Origin of the sequence: Streptococcus mitis, from assembly GCF_019929545.1 — a bacterium.
Taxonomy (GTDB): Bacteria; Bacillota; Bacilli; order Lactobacillales; family Streptococcaceae; genus Streptococcus; species Streptococcus mitis_BU.
The window spans coordinates 17023-34536 of sequence record NZ_JAHZPT010000010.1 but is presented as its reverse complement, the minus strand read 5'-3'; the positions used below and the strand labels follow the sequence as shown (position 1 = coordinate 34536).

20 protein-coding genes are annotated in these 17514 nt (G+C 40.1%); 6 read left to right on the top strand and 14 right to left on the bottom strand.

Features of this window, described 5'->3' with window-relative positions:
- Positions 1-25 precede the first annotated feature (25 nt).
- The 5 genes from folE to K1I71_RS04650 all read right to left on the bottom strand — a co-directional run bounded on the left by folE (position 26) and on the right by K1I71_RS04650 (position 5131).
- Entirely contained in the window at positions 26-580 is a 555-nt protein-coding gene (folE, locus tag K1I71_RS04670) for a GTP cyclohydrolase I FolE (RefSeq protein ID WP_000380917.1), read from the bottom strand.
- The gene (locus K1I71_RS04665) at positions 561-1883 is read right to left on the bottom strand and encodes a bifunctional folylpolyglutamate synthase/dihydrofolate synthase (protein ID WP_223330329.1); all 1323 of its coding nucleotides are present in this window, start codon (positions 1881-1883) and stop codon (positions 561-563) included. The genes folE and K1I71_RS04665 overlap by 20 nt, the downstream gene beginning before the upstream one ends.
- 1 nt (position 1884) lies before the next feature.
- Entirely contained in the window at positions 1885-2859 is a 975-nt protein-coding gene (gene folP / locus K1I71_RS04660; RefSeq protein ID WP_223330328.1) for a dihydropteroate synthase, read from the bottom strand.
- Positions 2860-2952: 93 nt separating this feature from the next.
- Positions 2953-3660: a CPBP family intramembrane glutamic endopeptidase gene (locus K1I71_RS04655; protein WP_033684730.1), complete on the bottom strand. Its 708-nt coding sequence runs from the start codon at positions 3658-3660 to the stop codon at positions 2953-2955.
- Positions 3661-3712: 52 nt separating this feature from the next.
- Entirely contained in the window at positions 3713-5131 is a 1419-nt protein-coding gene (locus K1I71_RS04650; RefSeq protein ID WP_000359266.1) for an NCS2 family permease, read from the bottom strand.
- Positions 5132-5320: 189 nt separating this feature from the next.
- Between K1I71_RS04650 and K1I71_RS04645 the strand changes: the two genes are divergently transcribed.
- The 6 genes from K1I71_RS04645 (at position 5321) to K1I71_RS04620 (ending at position 10758) form a co-directional block, all read left to right on the top strand.
- Complete coding sequence (locus tag K1I71_RS04645) at positions 5321-6133, top strand: Cof-type HAD-IIB family hydrolase (protein WP_049492748.1); 813 nt, start codon at positions 5321-5323, stop codon at positions 6131-6133.
- Between the two features lie 224 nt (positions 6134-6357).
- Complete coding sequence (gene adhP / locus K1I71_RS04640; RefSeq protein WP_000649186.1) at positions 6358-7377, top strand: alcohol dehydrogenase AdhP; 1020 nt, start codon at positions 6358-6360, stop codon at positions 7375-7377.
- A gap of 233 nt (positions 7378-7610) precedes the next feature.
- Positions 7611-8612, top strand: a complete 1002-nt coding sequence (locus K1I71_RS04635; RefSeq protein WP_045612731.1) for a PTS sugar transporter subunit IIB — start codon at positions 7611-7613, stop codon at positions 8610-8612.
- A 17-nt stretch (positions 8613-8629) separates the two neighbouring features.
- Positions 8630-9427 carry a PTS mannose/fructose/sorbose transporter subunit IIC gene (locus K1I71_RS04630; protein ID WP_001095147.1) on the top strand — a complete coding sequence of 266 codons (798 nt, stop codon included), beginning with the start codon at positions 8630-8632 and terminating at the stop codon, positions 9425-9427.
- A 15-nt stretch (positions 9428-9442) separates the two neighbouring features.
- Positions 9443-10357: a PTS system mannose/fructose/sorbose family transporter subunit IID gene (locus tag K1I71_RS04625; protein ID WP_000829619.1), complete on the top strand. Its 915-nt coding sequence runs from the start codon at positions 9443-9445 to the stop codon at positions 10355-10357.
- Between the two features lie 14 nt (positions 10358-10371).
- Complete coding sequence (locus K1I71_RS04620) at positions 10372-10758, top strand: DUF956 family protein (protein WP_000248235.1); 387 nt, start codon at positions 10372-10374, stop codon at positions 10756-10758.
- 279 nt (positions 10759-11037) lie between these two features.
- Here the strand turns inward: K1I71_RS04620 and K1I71_RS04615 are convergent, their stop codons facing one another.
- The 9 genes from K1I71_RS04615 to K1I71_RS04575 form a co-directional block, all read right to left on the bottom strand.
- Complete coding sequence (locus tag K1I71_RS04615; protein WP_001022272.1) at positions 11038-11847, bottom strand: Cof-type HAD-IIB family hydrolase; 810 nt, start codon at positions 11845-11847, stop codon at positions 11038-11040.
- A complete protein-coding gene (locus K1I71_RS04610; RefSeq protein ID WP_000284185.1) occupies positions 11837-12607 on the bottom strand; it encodes a DeoR/GlpR family DNA-binding transcription regulator in 771 nt (256 codons plus the stop codon). Before K1I71_RS04610 ends, K1I71_RS04615 begins: the two co-directional genes overlap by 11 nt.
- 184 nt (positions 12608-12791) lie before the next feature.
- A complete protein-coding gene (gene pepC, locus K1I71_RS04605; protein WP_223330327.1) occupies positions 12792-14126 on the bottom strand; it encodes an aminopeptidase C in 1335 nt (444 codons plus the stop codon).
- Positions 14127-14236: 110 nt separating this feature from the next.
- A complete protein-coding gene (locus K1I71_RS04600; RefSeq protein WP_223330326.1) occupies positions 14237-14959 on the bottom strand; it encodes a pseudouridine synthase in 723 nt (240 codons plus the stop codon).
- A gap of 268 nt (positions 14960-15227) precedes the next feature.
- Positions 15228-15458, bottom strand: coding sequence for a GlsB/YeaQ/YmgE family stress response membrane protein (locus tag K1I71_RS04595; protein WP_000901572.1), 231 nt, complete (start codon positions 15456-15458; stop codon positions 15228-15230).
- A 9-nt stretch (positions 15459-15467) separates the two neighbouring features.
- Complete coding sequence (locus K1I71_RS04590; protein WP_223330325.1) at positions 15468-16709, bottom strand: aminopeptidase; 1242 nt, start codon at positions 16707-16709, stop codon at positions 15468-15470.
- A 20-nt stretch (positions 16710-16729) separates the two neighbouring features.
- Positions 16730-16882 (bottom strand): hypothetical protein, encoded by a 153-nt coding sequence (locus tag K1I71_RS04585; protein WP_223330324.1) that lies wholly within the window; start codon positions 16880-16882, stop codon positions 16730-16732.
- 20 nt (positions 16883-16902) lie between these two features.
- Positions 16903-17181 carry a type II toxin-antitoxin system YafQ family toxin gene (locus tag K1I71_RS04580; RefSeq protein WP_033688080.1) on the bottom strand — a complete coding sequence of 93 codons (279 nt, stop codon included), beginning with the start codon at positions 17179-17181 and terminating at the stop codon, positions 16903-16905.
- Entirely contained in the window at positions 17174-17437 is a 264-nt protein-coding gene (locus K1I71_RS04575; protein WP_000047860.1) for a type II toxin-antitoxin system RelB/DinJ family antitoxin, read from the bottom strand. The genes K1I71_RS04580 and K1I71_RS04575 overlap by 8 nt, the downstream gene beginning before the upstream one ends.
- Positions 17438-17514 lie beyond the last annotated feature (77 nt).

Here is a 17514-nt window from a genome sequence, read left to right as displayed (position 1 = left end):
GTTTGAATTTGATTTTCGAAGAGTATTATAGTCCCATTAAACGATAAGCCTGATCTCGGAGGTCCTTATCTGTTTCAAATAGACCACGAGCTACTGTCGTCAAGGTTGCAGTGCCTGGTTTTCTGACACCACGCATGCTCATACACATATGTTCCGCCTCAATGACAACAAAGGCTCCTTTAGCACCTAGATACTCCATCAAGGCATCGGCCACTTCGATATTCAAACGTTCTTGAATTTGTGGTTTTTTCGAATAAACTTCAACCGTACGGGCTAGCTTAGACAAACCTGCCACACGACCATCTGGAATATAGGCAATATGTGCTCTCCCATAAAATGGCAGAAAGTGATGTTCACACATAGTGTGGAAAAAGATATCCTTTTCTACTACCATATTGTCATCAATAATCTCAAAGGATTTTGACAAATGTTCCTCCGCTGTTTGACCAAGACCTGAAAAAATCTCTTGGTACATACGAGCCACACGAGCAGGTGTTTCCTGCAAGCCCTCACGGTTAGCGTCCTCTCCGACGGCCTCGATAATCATTTTTACAGCTGCTTCAATCTTTTGTGTATCCATTTTCGTTCTTCCTCTCCATCAGATAGGCTCTCACTTGGCTCAAGAAATACAAGGAACCCGTGACAATCCTAACTGTTTGTTTCTCTTCTTTTTTATCTGTCAATTTCTGCTCTAGAAAATCCTGCCAACCTTGGTAGCTGAGATTTCTAGACTTGGCTGCCTCTTTCAGCACGTTTTCATCAGTCGCCCGACTATCGTCAAAATGTGTCAGGGTAAGCTCAGTATCTGGCATGGCCCCCAGCAAGTCCAACATATCCTCCAAGGCCTTGGTTTTGATACAAGTAAAGAGGATTTCCTTACGATAATCCGCAAAGCGTTCTTGCAAGGTTGCTAATAAAGCCTTGATAGCATGGGGATTGTGGGCTCCATCCAAAATCATCAAGGGTTCTCTTGACACGACCTCCAGACGCCCCGGCCATCTTGTTTCTTCCAGAGCTTGAGCAAGCAAGGTATTAGCTGGTAGCTCTCGACCATCTTCTTGACAAAAATTATCAAGTAAAGCTATGGCCATCCCAGCATTCTCTATCTGGTGCAAGCCAAGCAGGCCAGTCTGGAAGCGACCTTGCCTGACAACACTTGTATAGTCAAAGACTTCACCCGTTACCACACTCTTTTGATGGCTGATCTGATAATCTGCCCCGTAAGCAAGTCTCGGCGCATCTTTCCCTTCCGCAATGCGGTTAATCACAGCCAGCGCTTCTGGAGCAATACGACCTGTCACCAAGGGAATACCTTGTTTGATAATACCAGCTTTCTGCTCTGCTATGGCTTCCAAGGTGTCACCAAGTAGGGCTACATGGTCCAATCCAATAGTCGTAATTCCTGTCAAAATGGGCTGACAGACATTGGTACTATCCAAAAGACCACCCATGCCCACTTCTATGATAGCCACATCTACTTGCTCTGAGGCAAAGTAATCATAGGCTATAGCTGTAATTATTTCAAACTCAGTTGTCCCCTGCAAATTGGTAGCCGATTCCCCTTCCAACAAAGACTGATAGTCTGCCATGAGGGCTTCTAGTCTAGCATCTGGGATAGATTCCCCATTGATGCTAATCTGATCTGTGTAATGAATGAGATAGGGCGAGCTAAACACGCCAACTCTCAGCCCCATCTTTTCTAGCATATTTTTCAAAAAAGCAATGGTCGAACCCTTGCCATTGGTCCCTCCGATATGGATGACCTTGAGTTTGAGATGGGGATTGCCACGCAAAGCTAATAGTTCCACCATTCGTTCCAAGCCAAAATGCGGTTGGTCCGTCCGGTAGTTAGCAATCCACTGATTGTTTTCAATTTCTTTCATCTTACTTATATTGTTTTAAATCTAAATCTTCCGCTTCATCAGCCAGACGAATGGCGGAGGCAATTTCAACTGCCATCCTGTGACTAACTACATCATGCACGCGCACCACTTCTACACCCTGTCTTGCAGCAATACTAGTTACATGAGCCGAAGCCGTGTCCCTATTGCGGAAACCAAGTTCTGTCTCAGGATTGACTTCAAAACCATTTTCTTCAAGAATATTGATGACAAACCGCTTGCGCGACACTCCGAGAAAGATTGGATATCCTTTCTGATGTAGTTTATCCAGATCCCGTAAAAGAAGCAGATTTTCTTTCTTGGTCAGACCAAAGCCGATTCCCGGATCCAACAGGATATTTCCTTGTGCAATCCCAGCTTCCTCTGCTCTCGCTAGTGCTCGTTCAAAGAAAGCCCCCATCAAGTCTTCGATTGGCAATTTTTCAAAGTTAGCTAACTCTTCCTCTGTAAAGCTTTCTCCAAATCCAAAACGAGGGAATATAAGCGAGCTAGGGTGATGAGGTCGAGCCATGACTGGATTAAACATAATGACTACTTTCGCACCAGCCTTAGCAACCTCATGGGCCATTTTCTCATCACCCATAAGACCAGTGATATCATTGACTAGATTGGCACCAGCAGCCAAAGCAGCTTCTGCTACTTGACTCTTCCAAGTATCAATAGAGATAAGGACATCACTTTCCTTGCGAATAGCTTTGATCACTGGAACAACACGCTGGATTTCCTCTTCTATCTCAACATAGCTGCTTCCCGGCCGAGTCGATTCTCCGCCGATATCTAGCATACTAGCCCCTTCTGCTATCAATTTACGAGCCTGCTGAAGTGCCTGCTCAAGAGCAAAAAATTGACCACCATCCGAAAAGGAGTCTGGGGTTACATTGATAATTCCGCAAATAGCTGTCTTTGCATGATTGGCTTTACTTGACATATCGGTCACTCCCTCAAGGCTTTTCACCATATTATTTCTCTATTTTACCATAAAAAGAAAAAGATGGACACGATTGCATTCATCTTTTTCCCAGTAGAAACAAGTAAGCAATTGTCAAAAATCTTAAACAGAAATCCCTAATGTCCGACTCAAAATCACCACGAGAGCCAGCAAACAGAAAGCAACCCCATTCACAATCATGTGAAGTAAGATAGACATTTCCAAACGTTGGGTCTTGTAAGCCGTCCAAGACAGAACGATCGACATACCTCCATAAATCAATAAAGAAGGTAAATTACTTGGTTGATGCAATAAAGCAAACACAATCGTACCGACTATAAATCCCAAGTTCTCTTTTCCTCGGAAAATCTTTTTAGGAACAATCCCACGGCACAAGATTTCCTCACAAATTGGAGCAAGCAAGGCCAACAAGAAGAAACTGGAAATCAGAGAACTATTCTGAACCATGTCGTTAATCTGAGACTGATTCCCTGTTGTCGTCTCATTTGATAGTTGCAATAAAATGGAACCAAGTATATTTGAACAGATAATGACTAAATAACTTAATCCCAAACGTGCCAAATCCTTCGCTCTAAAAAAAGAAAAATTAAAACTTGCTAACTGCGTTTTACGAGCTCCAATAATAAACAGCACCAGAATCACAATCGAAATACCAGCAACTATCAGTCCTGACTGCAACAGTGGTACTGCATTTAAAGTTAAAATAGCAGTAACCCCTATAGGAATCTGATATAAAATTGTCGCCAGAAAAAAGATTAACAGCCAACCTGCACGATTCAATAATTCTTTCCACATATTTTTCTCTTTCATCACCTATCTCCTTTGTATTCAAAAAGGGGGAAAATCCCCCTGGGTTATCCTATTATAAGGCCATGCTGATGTAGTTAAGGATAAACAAGGCATCCAAAATCCAAATCATGACATGAACATCTTTAGCTTGACCTTTGACAAGCTTAGTCAAGGTGTAAGTCAAGAAACCAACTGCAATCCCTTGAGTGATAGAGTAGCTGAATCCCATAAAGATAGATGTGAAGAAAGCAGGAACCGCTTCAGACATATCGTCCCAATGGATATTTTTCAAGCTAGCTAACATCATAATCCCAACGATAATCAAGATTGGAGCTGTAGCGGCTGTTGGTACAATCGCTAGAAGTGGGCTAAAGAAGCTTGAGATCGCAAAACAGATAGCTACGACCAAGGCTGTCAAACCAGTACGTCCACCCGCACCGATACCAGCAGCAGACTCAACATAAGTCGTTACGTTCGAAGTACCAGCGATGGCACCAATTGAAGTACCAATCAAGTCAGAGTAAAGAGCCTTATCCAACTTAGCTGATTGGTGATTTTCACCATTTGTCGCTACGATACCAACTTTTTCACCTGTACCGATCAAGGTACCAATTGTATCAAAAATATCTGTCAATGAGAAGGCAAGAATAGCCATCAGAGTTTCAGGCAAGCGAGCTGTATCTGAAATCAAAGCTCCCAAACCTTCTGAACCAAGAGCTGCACCAAAGACTGTCTTCAAGTCCTCAAAGGCTGCACCAACATGGTTATTAGCAAAATCGATACTAGACAAATCTACCAAACCAACTGCAATAGCAAGAATAGTTGTTGTCAAGATAGAAAGGATAATTCCCCCTTTAATCCCTTTAATGACAAAGAAGATTGTGATAGCAAGTCCTGCAAGAGCCACCAAAACAGCTGGATTATTAAAGCTAACCAAGCCTGGAACTGCTGAAGAGTTTGCTGCAATCGTTGCTTGAGCCTTGTCAGCCCCTTCTCCTACAACAGTATAGTTACCTGGATCAATCGTAAATTTCAAAAGTCCAGCATTCTTAATCCCTACATAGGCAAGGAAGACACCGATACCAGCTGAAATAGCTGAGCGAAGGGCATTTGGAATCGATTCAATGATCATTTTACGAACATTTGTCAAAGTGATAATCAATGAGATAATTCCACAGATGAAGACCATAGCTAGGGCTTCTTGCCAAGAATAACCGAGTCCAAATACAACTGTAAAGGTAAAGAAGGCATTGAGTCCCATACCTGGCGCTTGAGCATATGGTAAGTTAGCATAGAAGGCCATCATCAGGGTACCAGCAACTGCACCGATAATCGTTGCGAGGAATACACCCTGAGCAGGCATTCCTGTTTGCGAAAGAATTTGTGGGTTTACAAAGAGAATATAACTCATTGCAAAGAAAGTTGTTAAACCAGCGAGAACCTCTGTACGAACGTCTGTACCGTTCTCTTTTAGTTTAAATAATTTGTCCATTATTAATCTCCTTTTAATTTTTACGAACAATAATAGAATTATATCATTTATCATTCACTTTTTCAATATCTTTGTTTGATTTATTTAAGAATTTGATGAAATTTCTTTTTTGGTTTCGAATCTGCTTTTCTGCCTGCTTTCTGTTATAATAGTAGACATCTTATCTGAAAATACACTAGAAAGGTTCCTATGACGAAAAAAATTATTGCAGTTGACCTGGATGGAACCCTGCTCAACTCAGACAGTCAAATTTCTGACTTTACAAAAGAAACCATAAAAAAAGTTACCGAAAAAGGACATCTGGTCATTATTACGACAGGTCGCCCTTACCGCATGTCAAAAGATTTCTACCGTGAACTGGACTTAGACACTCCTATGATTAACTTCAACGGCTCCCTCACTCATTTACCAGACCAAGTTTGGAACTTTGAAAAGTGTTTAACCGTAGACAAAAAATATCTGCTAGATATGGTTCAACGTTCAGAGGACATTCAAGCCGATTTTATCGCTGGAGAATACCGTAAAAAATTCTACATTACCAATCCTAATGAAGAAATTGCCAATCCCAAACTATTTGGCGTAGAAGCTTTCCAGCCTGAAGATCAATTCCAGCCTGAATTGGTGACCAAGGACCCTAACTGTATCCTGTTGCAGACCAGAGCCAGTGACAAGTATGCCCTTGCAAAAGAAATGAACGCCTTCTACCAGCATCAACTTTCTATTAATACTTGGGGTGGTCCGCTCAATATCCTTGAGTGTACCCCAAAAGGTGTCAATAAGGCCTTCGCCTTAGACTACTTGCTCAAGGTAATGAATCGTGACAAAAAGGATTTGATTGCCTTTGGAGATGAGCACAATGATACCGAAATGCTAGCTTTTGCTGGGAAGGGCTATGCCATGAAAAATGCCAACCCAGAGCTACTCCCCTATGCAGATGAACAAATTTCCTTGACAAATGACCAAGACGGAGTTGCCAAAACCCTGCAAGACTTATTCTTATAGTCCATACTGACCAGCTTGCGAGCTGTTCTTTGTGCTCTTTTCACAGTCTCATCAACCGGTTAATCGATTGTTCTATTTTTCACCTCCAAAACCTTGGAAAAGGCTTTCTTTTGTGATATACTTCACATATAAATACAAGAGAGCTCGTCATACTCGACTCTGTTGACACAAAATCAATCCAGTCCTGTTTCTCCTGCTCTCAGTTAATATCAAGGAGGATAGCTATGAAAGCTGTTGTTGTAAATCCAGAAAGCACTGGTGTTGCTGTTGAAGAAAAAGTACTCCGTCCACTTGAAACTGGAGAAGCACTTGTAGAAATTGAATACTGTGGTGTTTGCCACACTGACCTCCACGTTGCCCATGGTGACTTTGGTCAAGTACCAGGACGTGTTTTAGGACATGAAGGTGTTGGTATCGTTAAAGAAATTGCCCCAGATGTGAAAAGCCTTAAAGTCGGTGACCGCGTCAGCGTTGCTTGGTTCTTTGAAGGATGTGGTACTTGCGAATACTGTACAACTGGCCGTGAAACTCTTTGCCGTACTGTAAAAAATGCTGGCTACTCAGTAGACGGTGGTATGGCCGAACAATGTATCGTAACTGCAGACTATGCTGTTAAAGTTCCTGACGGACTTGATCCAGCCCAAGCTTCTTCTATCACATGTGCTGGTGTAACGACCTATAAAGCCATTAAAGAAGCCAAAGTTGAACCAGGTCAATGGGTTGTTCTTTACGGTGCTGGTGGACTTGGTAACCTAGCTGTTCAATACGCTAAAAAAGTATTCAATGCTCATGTCATCGCAGTTGATATCAATAACGACAAACTTGCCCTTGCAAAAGAAGTAGGCGCTGACATTGTTATTAACGGCCTCGAAGTTGAAGATGTACCTGGACTTATCAAGGAAAAAACTGATGGTGGAGCTCATTCAGCTGTCGTAACTGCTGTGTCTAAAGTTGCCTTCAACCAGGCTGTTGACTCAGTTCGTGCTGGTGGTCGCGTAGTCGCTGTTGGTCTTCCTTCTGAAATGATGGAACTCAGCATCGTGAAAACTGTTCTAGATGGAATCCAAGTCATCGGTTCTCTCGTTGGAACTCGTAAAGACTTGGAAGAAGCCTTCCAATTCGGTGCAGAAGGTTTAGTAGTTCCAGTTGTCCAAAAACGTCCAGTAGAAGATGCTGTGGCAATTTTCGACGAAATGGAAAAAGGTCAAATCCAAGGACGTATGGTACTCGACTTCACCCACTAATCTAATAGAAACCTATTTTAAAAGTTGGAATACGCTTCCAACTTTTTTATATTAAATTTTTAAATATAGATTCAAGATTACCTATCAAAAACTTAATATATCAATATTTACAAAGAAAACCTTTCTCCTTTTTTATGTTAAATAGTTGCTTTTTATATGAAAACGGTTTATACTTAAAAAGTCTTAAAGTTTTCTTAAACGAAAACTAAAACAAAAAAGGAGGAATGACAATAATGAGTATCGGAATCATTATTGCGAGCCACGGCGAATTTGCTGCGGGTATTCATCAGTCAGGTTCTATGATCTTTGGTGAACAAGAAAAGGTTCAAGTTGTAACCTTTATGCCAAATGAAGGTCCTGATGATCTATACGCTAAGTTTAATAACGCTGTTGCTGCATTTGACGCAGAGGATGAGGTTCTAGTTTTGGCTGACCTTTGGAGTGGATCTCCATTTAACCAAGCTAGCCGCGTGATGGGAGAAAATCCTGAGCGTAAGTTTGCCATCATCACAGGACTGAACTTACCGATGTTAATTCAAGCCTATACAGAGCGCCTGATGGACGCTGCTGCAGGTGTAGAAAAAGTCGCTGCGAATATCATTAAAGAAGCCAAAGATGGCATCAAAGCTCTTCCAGAAGAGCTAAACCCAGTTGAGGAAGTAGCAAGCGTTGCAGCTGCTCCAGTTGCCCAAGCTGCGATTCCAGAAGGAACTGTTATCGGTGATGGGAAAATCAAGTATGTCCTAGCTCGTGTAGATACTAGACTCCTACATGGACAAGTGGCAACCGGATGGACACGTTCTAGCAACCCTGACAGAATTATTGTTGTTTCTGATACAGTATGTAATGATAAATTACGCACTAACATGATTAAGCAAGCTGCTCCTAGTGGAGTTAAAGCTCATGTAATTCCAATTAAAAATATGGTGAAAGCTAATAATGATCCACGTTTTGGAAACACACGTGCAATGTTGTTATTTGAATCTGTAGAAGATGCCTTATCAGCTATTAAAGCTGGAGTTGAAGTAGAAGAAATTAATCTTGGTTCTTCTGCCTATAAAGAGGGTAAAGTTAATGTTACTAAAGCTTTATCATTCGATCAAAAAGACATTGATGCCATTAAAGAGTTGCAGAAGCTAGGTGTCAAATTTGATGTTCGTGGTGTCCCAAGTGATAGTCCATCAAATATTGATACTTTAATTAAATCAGCTGAAAGCAAGTTAGCAGAAAAATAATATAGGAGTATATCTAAATGAATACAATGCAAATTCTTTTAGTCGTTATTGTTTCTTTCATTATCGGCTGTAGCTCAGTTAACGACCAGATTGAAACTTATCAACCCGTTATTGCTTGTTCCTTGATTGGTCTAGTAACAGGAAATCTCGAATTAGGGATTATGTTAGGCGGTAGTCTTCAATTAATTACCATGGGATGGGCTAACGTTGGTGCCGCTATGGCTCCAGACGCTTCTCTTGCAGCAGTTGCCTCAGCAATCATTCTAATCCAAGGAGGACAAGGTACTAATGGTATCGGTTCTGCTATTGCACTTGCAGTTCCCCTAGCTGTTGCTGGACTCGGTTTAACTATGATTGTTCGTACTGCTACAGTATTTATCGCACACGCAATGGATAGTCGTGCTGAGGCTGCAGATATTGCTGGTATTGAAAGATGGCATATGATTGGTATGTCTTTACAAGGTCTTCGAGTTGCAATCCCAGCTTTACTTCTAATGCTAATTCCATCTGAAGTTGTTCGTAGTGGTCTAGAGTCTATGCCACAATGGCTAACAGCAGGTATGACAATTGGTGGTGGTATGGTTGTTGCCGTTGGTTATGCCATGGTTATCAACATGATGTCTAGCCGTGAAGTTTGGCCTTTCTTCTTCCTAGGTTTCGCTTTAGCAGCTATCAATCAATTAACCTTAATTGGTCTAGGTATTATTGGTGTCTGTCTTGCAATCATCTACCTTGCTCTTGAAGCTAGCGGTACAAATAGTTCTTCTAATAATAACTCTGGTGATCCACTCGGAGACATTCTAGAAGACTTTTAATCAGGAGGGAATAAAATGGCTGAAAATAAAATTAATCTTACAAAATCAGATCGCTTTAAAGCTTTCTTACGTTCATACTTTCTTTTAAGTTCATTTAACTATGAGCGTATGCAGAATGGTGGTTTCGTTTATACCCTAATTCCTGCAATTAAAAAATTGTATACTTCTAAAGAAGACCGTGCTGCAGCTTTAAAACGTCATTTAGAGTTCTTCAATACTCAACCATTTATGGCTAACCCAATTTTTGGAGTCACTCTAGCACTTGAAGAAGAAAGAGCTAATGGAGCTAACATCGATGACGCTGCAATTTCTGGTGTTAAAATTGGTATGATGGGACCTCTTGCTGGAGCTGGAGACCCACTATTCTGGTTTACTCTCCGTCCTATTTTCCTTTCACTCGGTGCAAGTTTAGCTATTTCAGGGAACATATTAGGACCAATCGTTTTCTTTGTACTTTGGAATGCTATGGTTGCAGCAGTTAAATGGTATAGCCAAGAATTTGGATACAAAGCAGGGACAGCTATCACTGACGATTTATCAGGGAACTTACTTCAACAAGTTACACGTGGTGCTTCAATGATGGGGATGTTTGTTATTGGTGCTTTGATTCAACGTTGGGTAAGCATTACATTTACACCTGTAGTTTCTACTGTAAAACAACAAGAAGGTGCTTATATTGATTGGGAAAAATTACCTGCTGGAGCAGATGGTCTAAAAGAAGCTTTCACTCAGTTCGCATCTGGTAGATCTTTAGATGTAAATAAAGTTACAACTTTACAAGATAACTTAAATCAATTAGTTCCAGGTTTAGCTGCGTTAGCTTTGACTTTCCTATGTATGTATCTCCTTAAAAGAAAAGTATCTCCAATCGTTATTATTTTAGGTATCTTTGTTCTAGCTATTGTGCTTCACCTCATTCACCTTCTATAAAACAAAACTGACTTATGGTAAATTCTTTAAATACAACTGTAGATTATACTATTAAGGGCACTTGGTTTCGCGAAGGCCCTATCTATGGTAATATTCTAATTGGGGATCAATCTTTTGAATTTTATAATGATACGAAGTTACACGATTATATTCAAATTCCTTGGACGGAAGTAACTTTTGTAATTGCAGATGTTTATTTTGGTGGAAAATATATCCCACGATTTGAAATTCGTACAAAACAAAACGGTAGATTTCGTTTTTCTAGTAGAAATAGTCGTAATACATTAAAAATAATTCAGAGGAGAATCCCAAGGGAAAAGTTACGAAAAGCTCCTAGTATCATCTCAACACTTAAATTGGGCTTTAAAAATCTTTTTAAACTTATTGTTAAGAAAAAATAGTTCAAAATTCGCTCCAAACTTATAAATAATAAGCTCTCTATCAACTCAGTACTGTTGTGGAGAGCTTTTTAGTAGTTAAATTTCTTCAGTAGAAATGAAACGAAGAGGTAACATTTTATAATTTCTAAACAAAGGTGGAGTATTGTATCAGCTATAACCCCTGCTAAAAATGTTCATAATTTACTCTGTTAGATCATGTTTCATAACAATTCTTTTTTAGACATCCTTTCAAAAAGCATTTTCTTCTAAAAGGTATTACATTTTAAATCCAACTTAATTCTAATTTGTAAAAACGACCTGTTTTATAACTTGACTTACACCGTGTTCATCGTTACTTGATGTGATGATATTTGAATTCGATTTAACTTGTAAAGGTGCATTCCCCATAGCAACACCAAGACCAGCAGTTTCAATCATAGGAAGATCATTAAAATTATCACCAATTGTCATAACCTGCTCTAAAGTAAGACCGTAGTATTCTACCAACTCCAACAAAGCTTGTTTCTTAGATACGCATTTATTAGTTACTTCAAGATAATTATCTTTTGATAAATAAAAGTCTGTTTCAACAAAATTCATTTCAGACAATATTTTTTGAACTTTCTGAATAGTTTTAGATTCATCTATTAGTAATAATTTATGGATAATAGTATCTTCTTTTTTGATAAAATCTGATACATTAGTTACTATAGGAGTCTCACCAGTAATTCTTGCTTCATTTTTTACCCATTTATTAAAAGACTCTACAATCCAATCTTTTCCAGAATAAATATTGATAGACACTGTTGGAAACTCTCTTATAATAAATTCATATATGCTTATGAATTCTTTTTGATTAATGGAATGCTGGCTTAAAATTTTATCTCCTTTTGTAATAAGTGCTCCATTATAGCAAGCTATTGGTTCATTATGTATACCCAATGCTTGAACTATCGAAGCCATACCAAGAGGTGATCGTGCAGAAGAAAGTATAAAAGGAATTCTTTGTTCCTTTAAAGCAGGCATGAGTTCAATTAATTTCGTGTCTACTTGGTGTTTACTATCCAAAATTGTACCATCAATATCGCTTATAATTAGTTTAATGTTCATTATTACATCCTCCCTTCGGGTATAAAATAATAGTATTTCCCTCTAACTGTTTCTCTAATTCCATGTCTGGTTTTTTATCAGTAATCCAATAATCAAAGTCTGTTAATTTACCAAGAACAAAATGAGAGTGCCGATTTATTTTACTAGACTCAGCTAGTAAGATACGAATTTGGCTAGATTTAAAAGCTCTTTTTTTAACTAAAACATCTTCTTGATCCTCATAACAAACTAATCCATTTTCTATGCTAGCAGCTCCAAAAAACGCTAGATCTAGATGTATCTTTTCTAAAGCTTTTGTTTCCTCTAGAGAATAATAGAAACGATTTTTTTGATGAAACTTTCCGCCAAGTATATGAAACTCAATTTTCTCTTTTCCTCCTAGTATAAGAGCATTATCTAATGAATGGCTAAATACAGTGACTTTTTTGTCAACTTGTTTAGATAAAACTAGCATAGTTGTTGAAACATCTAAAAATAGAAAATCTCCGTTGGAAATTAGTTCATTAGCAAGCAATGCCATTTTCTGCTTTGATTCAGGAAATTGTTCTGTTCTACCTTGAAAACCAAGAATAGGCTGTCTATTAATAGGTAGTAATCCACCGTGTGTTCGTTGCGCTCGTTTTTCTCTTGCTAAAATTGCAAAATCTCTTCTAATCGTATCTTTTGATACATTGAAATGTTTTACCATTTCCTTTGCACTTAAACTCCCTTTTTCATCTAAAAGTTTCAGAATTTGCTCAAGTCTTTGTTCTTGATACATAACACAACCTCCTCTTATATATATTCTACTCCTTGCGTAAGTGTTTGTCAATAATTTTAAGTGTTTTTAAGCACTTTAGTGCTTTATAATTTGAACAAGATGATATCTTTCTTCGGTATCATGTAGTAATCAAGCATAGAAAAAAGGAACCAGGTTCTAAGCCTGATTCCTTTTTTCTATGCTTTTATTCTGCCAAGGCACCCATTGGATCCCATGGTGCAAGGACGATTGGTTCTGCTTCATAGGCAGCTAGTTCTTCTGCTGTTAGTAATTCCTTACGAACAACAATTTGATAAGTGTATTCGTCCATCCAAGCATCTGAAGCAACAAAGTAACCATCTGTACCAACCTTATCTCCCCATGAGTTTTCAACCTTCCACTTGGTTGACTTGCCATTTTCATCCAAATCCACACCTGTCAAGACCATGGCGTGGGTCATCAAGCTCTCACTGTAATCCAAACGTCCAGCCTTGTCTTGAGTGAGTTTAATGTCCATGCTTGATTCAAAGTCATAAACATCTGTCGCAAGGATCCCAGCTTTACGATTGCTGAGTTGACCGACATCTGATCCAAACCAAACAGTCTCACCTGCTTGCATTTGGGCAATCGCTAATTCTTTCAAGCGTTCCATCGGTACATTGATGTAACGAACCGCACGGCTACCAACCACATTCCCCAACATCTCAACTGTGTAAGATTGGCCGTAAGGCTTGTCAGCAGTTGGGGCATTGATAACAGAAACATAGTCCTCTAGAGGAAGATTGACATATTTCTTGTAAAACTCTTGTGGTGTGATGCCCTTTTCGCTTTGGTAGTTGTTATCCTTATCGCGATAAGCAAAGTCAAATTTACGTGGTGGAAGGCCTAGGGACATAGCAAGAAAATTAAAGATTTCTTGCAAGAGGTCTTCTTTCTTAGCTTGAACAGTCGCTTGGTCTGCACCAGAAGCGAGCAAGTCACGCAAGATTTGAGCATCTTGACGAAGCAATTTGTTGAGAATGGCATTTAGCTCACGACTACTGCTAGATGAAACAGATTCAGGGTAAACCGACTTAGGAACGACACCGTATTTCTCAAAGAGAGACACCACCATATCCCACTGACCTCCGTCTTGTTGTGGTGTTTGGAGTAGGAATTTAACCTTACGGCTGGTCAAGTCTTGGTCTGCAGTCGCAATGACTTGCTCCAAGAACCAGTTTGATTTCTCATACTTGTCCCAGAAGAAAGTGTGGGCCTGTGACAACTCAAAGTTTTCCAATTTGTATTGTGAAATGAGTTTGTGGCGGAAGGTGTTGAGAGCCGCAAACATCCAGCAACGACCAGACGCTTTCTGGTTAGTTACCTTGTCCTTGGTCAAATCCAATGAGAAAACAGGGGTATTGTCTACATGGCTTTGGCGACGTTCTAGAGCTGCAAAAATTCCGTTGTGGCTGGCAGCATTTTCAATCGCTTGGTATTTAACATTTGCTTCATAGTTAGCAAATAGTTTATCAGTAAATGATTCTTGAATCACGTTCATAGATTCCTCCTTTTATTCTACAGTCTATTATAACTCTTTTCACAAAGGAAGCAACTGAAAAATATAAAAGGCAAGGATATTCTTCCTCACCTTTTCGAATATAAATCAAATTAAGCAATATTCGCAAGGAGAGCTTCTAACTCTTCCTTGGTCAAGCGACGCCATTCTCCTCGCTGCAAGTTCTCATCCAATACTAAAGTTCCCATAGTCAAACGTTGCAAGTCTACTACTTCCTTGCCGCAATAGCCCACCATACGCTTGACCTGATGAAACTTCCCTTCTGCAATGGTCACACGGATTTGGCTTTGATTCTTTTTTGTATCTACAGACACAAGCTCCAGTCTAGCAGGCTGACAAGTAAAGTCTTTAAGAGGAATTCCCTTGGCAAATGTCTCCGCATCTTCTTGGGTCATAATTCCCTTGACCTGAGCCAGATACGTCTTATCCACATGACGCTTGGGTGAAAGAAGAGCATGGGCAAGCTTGCCGTCATTGGTCAAGAGTAAAAGACCATGCGTGTCAATATCCAAGCGTCCTACTGGGAAAACTTCCTTGCTCCGAGCAATATCATCCAGCAAGTCCAGAACGGTTCTGTGCTTGGGATCCTCAGTCGCTGAGATAACTCCTTTGGGCTTGTTCATCATGTAGTAGACAAACTCTTCATACTCCAACACTTGCCCATCAAAGCGAATCTCATCTCTTTCTTCATCAATCTGCAATTTAGCTGACTTTTCTTTTTTACCATTTACCGTCACGCGCCCAGACTTGAGCAAGTTTTTGACCTCAGTCCGACTCCCCACAGCACAGGCAACTAAAAATTTATCTAATCTCATAGAACTATTATATCATACTCAAAAGGAGGCTGGTACAATGACCAACCTCCTTTTCGTTTCATACTCTTCAAAAATCTCTTCAAACCGCGTCAACGTCGCCTTGCCGTATATATGTTACTGACTTCGTCAGTTCTATCTGCAACCTCAAAACAGTGTTTTGAGCTGACTTCGTCAGTTCTATCTACAACCTCAAAACAGTGCTTTGAGCAATCTGCGGCTAGTTTTCTAATTTGCTCTTTGATTTTCATTGAGTATCAGATTTAAGAAATTAACTTCCTCGTCTCCAGAAAATCGCTAAGACAATCATGGAACCTAGTACTGCCGGAATAATGGCAGTTCCTGCTATTATCGGTCCCCAAGTCCCAAAAAGCAAGTGGCCTATAAAGGCACCAATCCAGCCTAGAAACATTTTTCCAAAACATCCCATTCGCTCTCCACGATTGGTTAGAGTACCTGCTAAAAATCCCACTAGGAGACCAACGAACATACTTCCTAACATATTATCTCCTTAATTTGCCCAATCTCCGTTACGGAAGAGTGGTACACGTGTCCCATCCTCACGGATACCATCGATATCCATTTGGTTAGAACCAATCATAAAGTCTACGTGAACATCTGAACGGTTAAGCCCCGCAGCTTCAAGCTCCTCTTCGCTCATCTCCGCTCCACCAACTACGCTAGTCGCATAAGCTGCACCGATAGCCAAGTGATTTGACGCATTTTCATCGAAAAGGGTGTTAAAGAAGGTAATGCCTGACTGAGAAATTGGGCTTGGATCTGGTACCAATGCACATTCACCCAAGGCACGCGCACCCATATTTTCAAAGACAAGGTCTTTCATGACCTGATCACCCTTCTCAGCAGTGATATCCACAATTTGTCCATCCTTAAAGGTTACCTTAATACCTTCAATGATATTTCCGTTATAACTAAGCGGTTTTGTAGAAGTGACATAACCATCTGCACGACGGAAGTCAGGCGCTGTGAAGACTTCCTCTGTCGGCATATTTGGCAAGAATCCTTCACCCTGTGCATTGATAGCACCAGCTGATTCCCAAACATGGTTTTTCGGCAAACCAAGTGTCAAATCTGTTCCTGGCGCTGTGTAGTGAAGGGCTGAAAATTGCTCTTTATTAAGCATATCGGCCTTGCTCTTGAGGATAGCTGCATGCTCTTCCCAAGCCTTAACAGGATCTTCTTCATAGACACGGCAAGTTTTGAAGATTTGGTCCCAAAGGAGATCGACTGCTTCTTCATCGTTCGCAGCATTTGGAAAGACTTTTTTAGCCCACTCAAGTCCAGCAGCGGCTGCTACAGTCCAGCTAACCTTATTGGATTGTGTTGCGATACGCATTGGCTTCATGGCAAGTCCCATCGCTTTAGCAGAAGCTGAAAGCTTGTCAGCATCCACACCGTTCAAGGCACCTGGGTCAGAAGAACGAACCCCAAGACGGCTAGCCTTGTTCTCCAAGAGATAGTTCATCTCAGCAATCTTGTATTCTGGCACATTGTCCAGACGCTCCATCGGAGCATGGAGGAATTTCTCACGGTTAATCACATCATCTGTCCACTGAACGATAACCTCATGCGCACCCAAGGCATAAGCTTCTTTCACGATTAAATGAGCCAACTCGCGTTGCTCCACATCAATTGAGAGAGCCAAAGTGTGACCAGGCTGCACGTTAATTCCATTCGAAACCAACAATTTCGCATATTTTTCTAGATTTTCTTTAAAATTTGGTAAAACCATGTTGTTTCTCTTTTCTATTTTTATTTTTCTTTCAAAGCAGAGAATAATCCTGCTAAAGCAATGGCACCTGACAAGAGTTCTGTTGATAGAAGAATTGTTTGATCAGCAAGTTCTAATTGATATTCAAATACCTTCTCAGCCGGCTTATCTTCCGCAAAAATTCTTAGTTTCATGAGGACCCCCTTAAAATTTATTAAAACAAATCACTATGACTGCCTGTCCTCAGCAAATTTAAAATCAATTCCGACTTGTCTACTTTATAAACCAAAAGCCAATCTGGCTGGATATGGCATTCACGAACTCCTTGAAAATGTTTGGATGCCGTCAATTGATGATCACGATATCTAGCAGGAAGTTCTTTTTCTTGAACAAGAAAATTTAAAACTTCTTCTAATAATTCTGCCTTCAAACCACGCTTCATAGCCAACTTAAAATCTTTTTTAAACTGTTTATGATAACGAATCTTAAGCACGCAAATCCTCCATCAAGTCAGAGACTGATTCAAAGGATTGGCTCATATTACGATTTTGGTCTAAATCCGTTAACACTTGAAGCAACTTCCGATTTTCGTCTAGTCTAACATCGAAAGGTAAACCCTGATATTGAATAGCCTGACGAAGAAAAATATTGATAGCTGTTGTCATATCCATTCCCAGGTTATTAAACACCTGTTGGGCCTGCTCCTTCACCTCACTATCCAGCCGGATGCTCATACTCGTCTTTGACATACTCTCACCCTCTTTCTATAGACTATTTTAACAAAAAAGAAAGCCAATGTAAATCTATTGGATATACATTAGCCTCT

Bases quoted from the DNA above. Each gene is read 5' to 3' on its own strand.
- K1I71_RS04575 (WP_000047860.1), bottom strand. From the start codon at position 17,437: ATGTCAAAGACGAGTATGAGCATCCGGCTGGATAGTGAGGTGAAGGAG.
- K1I71_RS04650 (WP_000359266.1), bottom strand. From the start codon at position 5,131: ATGGACAAATTATTTAAACTAAAAGAGAACGGTACAGACGTTCGTACA.
- K1I71_RS04595 (WP_000901572.1), bottom strand. From the start codon at position 15,458: ATGTTAGGAAGTATGTTCGTTGGTCTCCTAGTGGGATTTTTAGCAGGT.
- K1I71_RS04665 (WP_223330329.1), bottom strand. From the start codon at position 1,883: ATGAAAGAAATTGAAAACAATCAGTGGATTGCTAACTACCGGACGGAC.
- K1I71_RS04600 (WP_223330326.1), bottom strand. From the start codon at position 14,959: ATGAGATTAGATAAATTTTTAGTTGCCTGTGCTGTGGGGAGTCGGACT.
- pepC (WP_223330327.1), bottom strand. From the start codon at position 14,126: ATGAACGTGATTCAAGAATCATTTACTGATAAACTATTTGCTAACTAT.
- K1I71_RS04625 (WP_000829619.1), top strand. From the start codon at position 9,443: ATGGCTGAAAATAAAATTAATCTTACAAAATCAGATCGCTTTAAAGCT.
- K1I71_RS04585 (WP_223330324.1), bottom strand. From the start codon at position 16,882: ATGAAACTAAGAATTTTTGCGGAAGATAAGCCGGCTGAGAAGGTATTT.
- K1I71_RS04645 (WP_049492748.1), top strand. From the start codon at position 5,321: ATGACGAAAAAAATTATTGCAGTTGACCTGGATGGAACCCTGCTCAAC.
- K1I71_RS04615 (WP_001022272.1), bottom strand. From the start codon at position 11,847: ATGAACATTAAACTAATTATAAGCGATATTGATGGTACAATTTTGGAT.
- K1I71_RS04655 (WP_033684730.1), bottom strand. From the start codon at position 3,660: ATGAAAGAGAAAAATATGTGGAAAGAATTATTGAATCGTGCAGGTTGG.
- K1I71_RS04620 (WP_000248235.1), top strand. From the start codon at position 10,372: ATGGTAAATTCTTTAAATACAACTGTAGATTATACTATTAAGGGCACT.
- folP (WP_223330328.1), bottom strand. From the start codon at position 2,859: ATGGTGAAAAGCCTTGAGGGAGTGACCGATATGTCAAGTAAAGCCAAT.
- K1I71_RS04635 (WP_045612731.1), top strand. From the start codon at position 7,611: ATGAGTATCGGAATCATTATTGCGAGCCACGGCGAATTTGCTGCGGGT.
- adhP (WP_000649186.1), top strand. From the start codon at position 6,358: ATGAAAGCTGTTGTTGTAAATCCAGAAAGCACTGGTGTTGCTGTTGAA.
- K1I71_RS04630 (WP_001095147.1), top strand. From the start codon at position 8,630: ATGAATACAATGCAAATTCTTTTAGTCGTTATTGTTTCTTTCATTATC.
- K1I71_RS04610 (WP_000284185.1), bottom strand. From the start codon at position 12,607: ATGTATCAAGAACAAAGACTTGAGCAAATTCTGAAACTTTTAGATGAA.
- folE (WP_000380917.1), bottom strand. From the start codon at position 580: ATGGATACACAAAAGATTGAAGCAGCTGTAAAAATGATTATCGAGGCC.
- K1I71_RS04590 (WP_223330325.1), bottom strand. From the start codon at position 16,709: ATGGTTTTACCAAATTTTAAAGAAAATCTAGAAAAATATGCGAAATTG.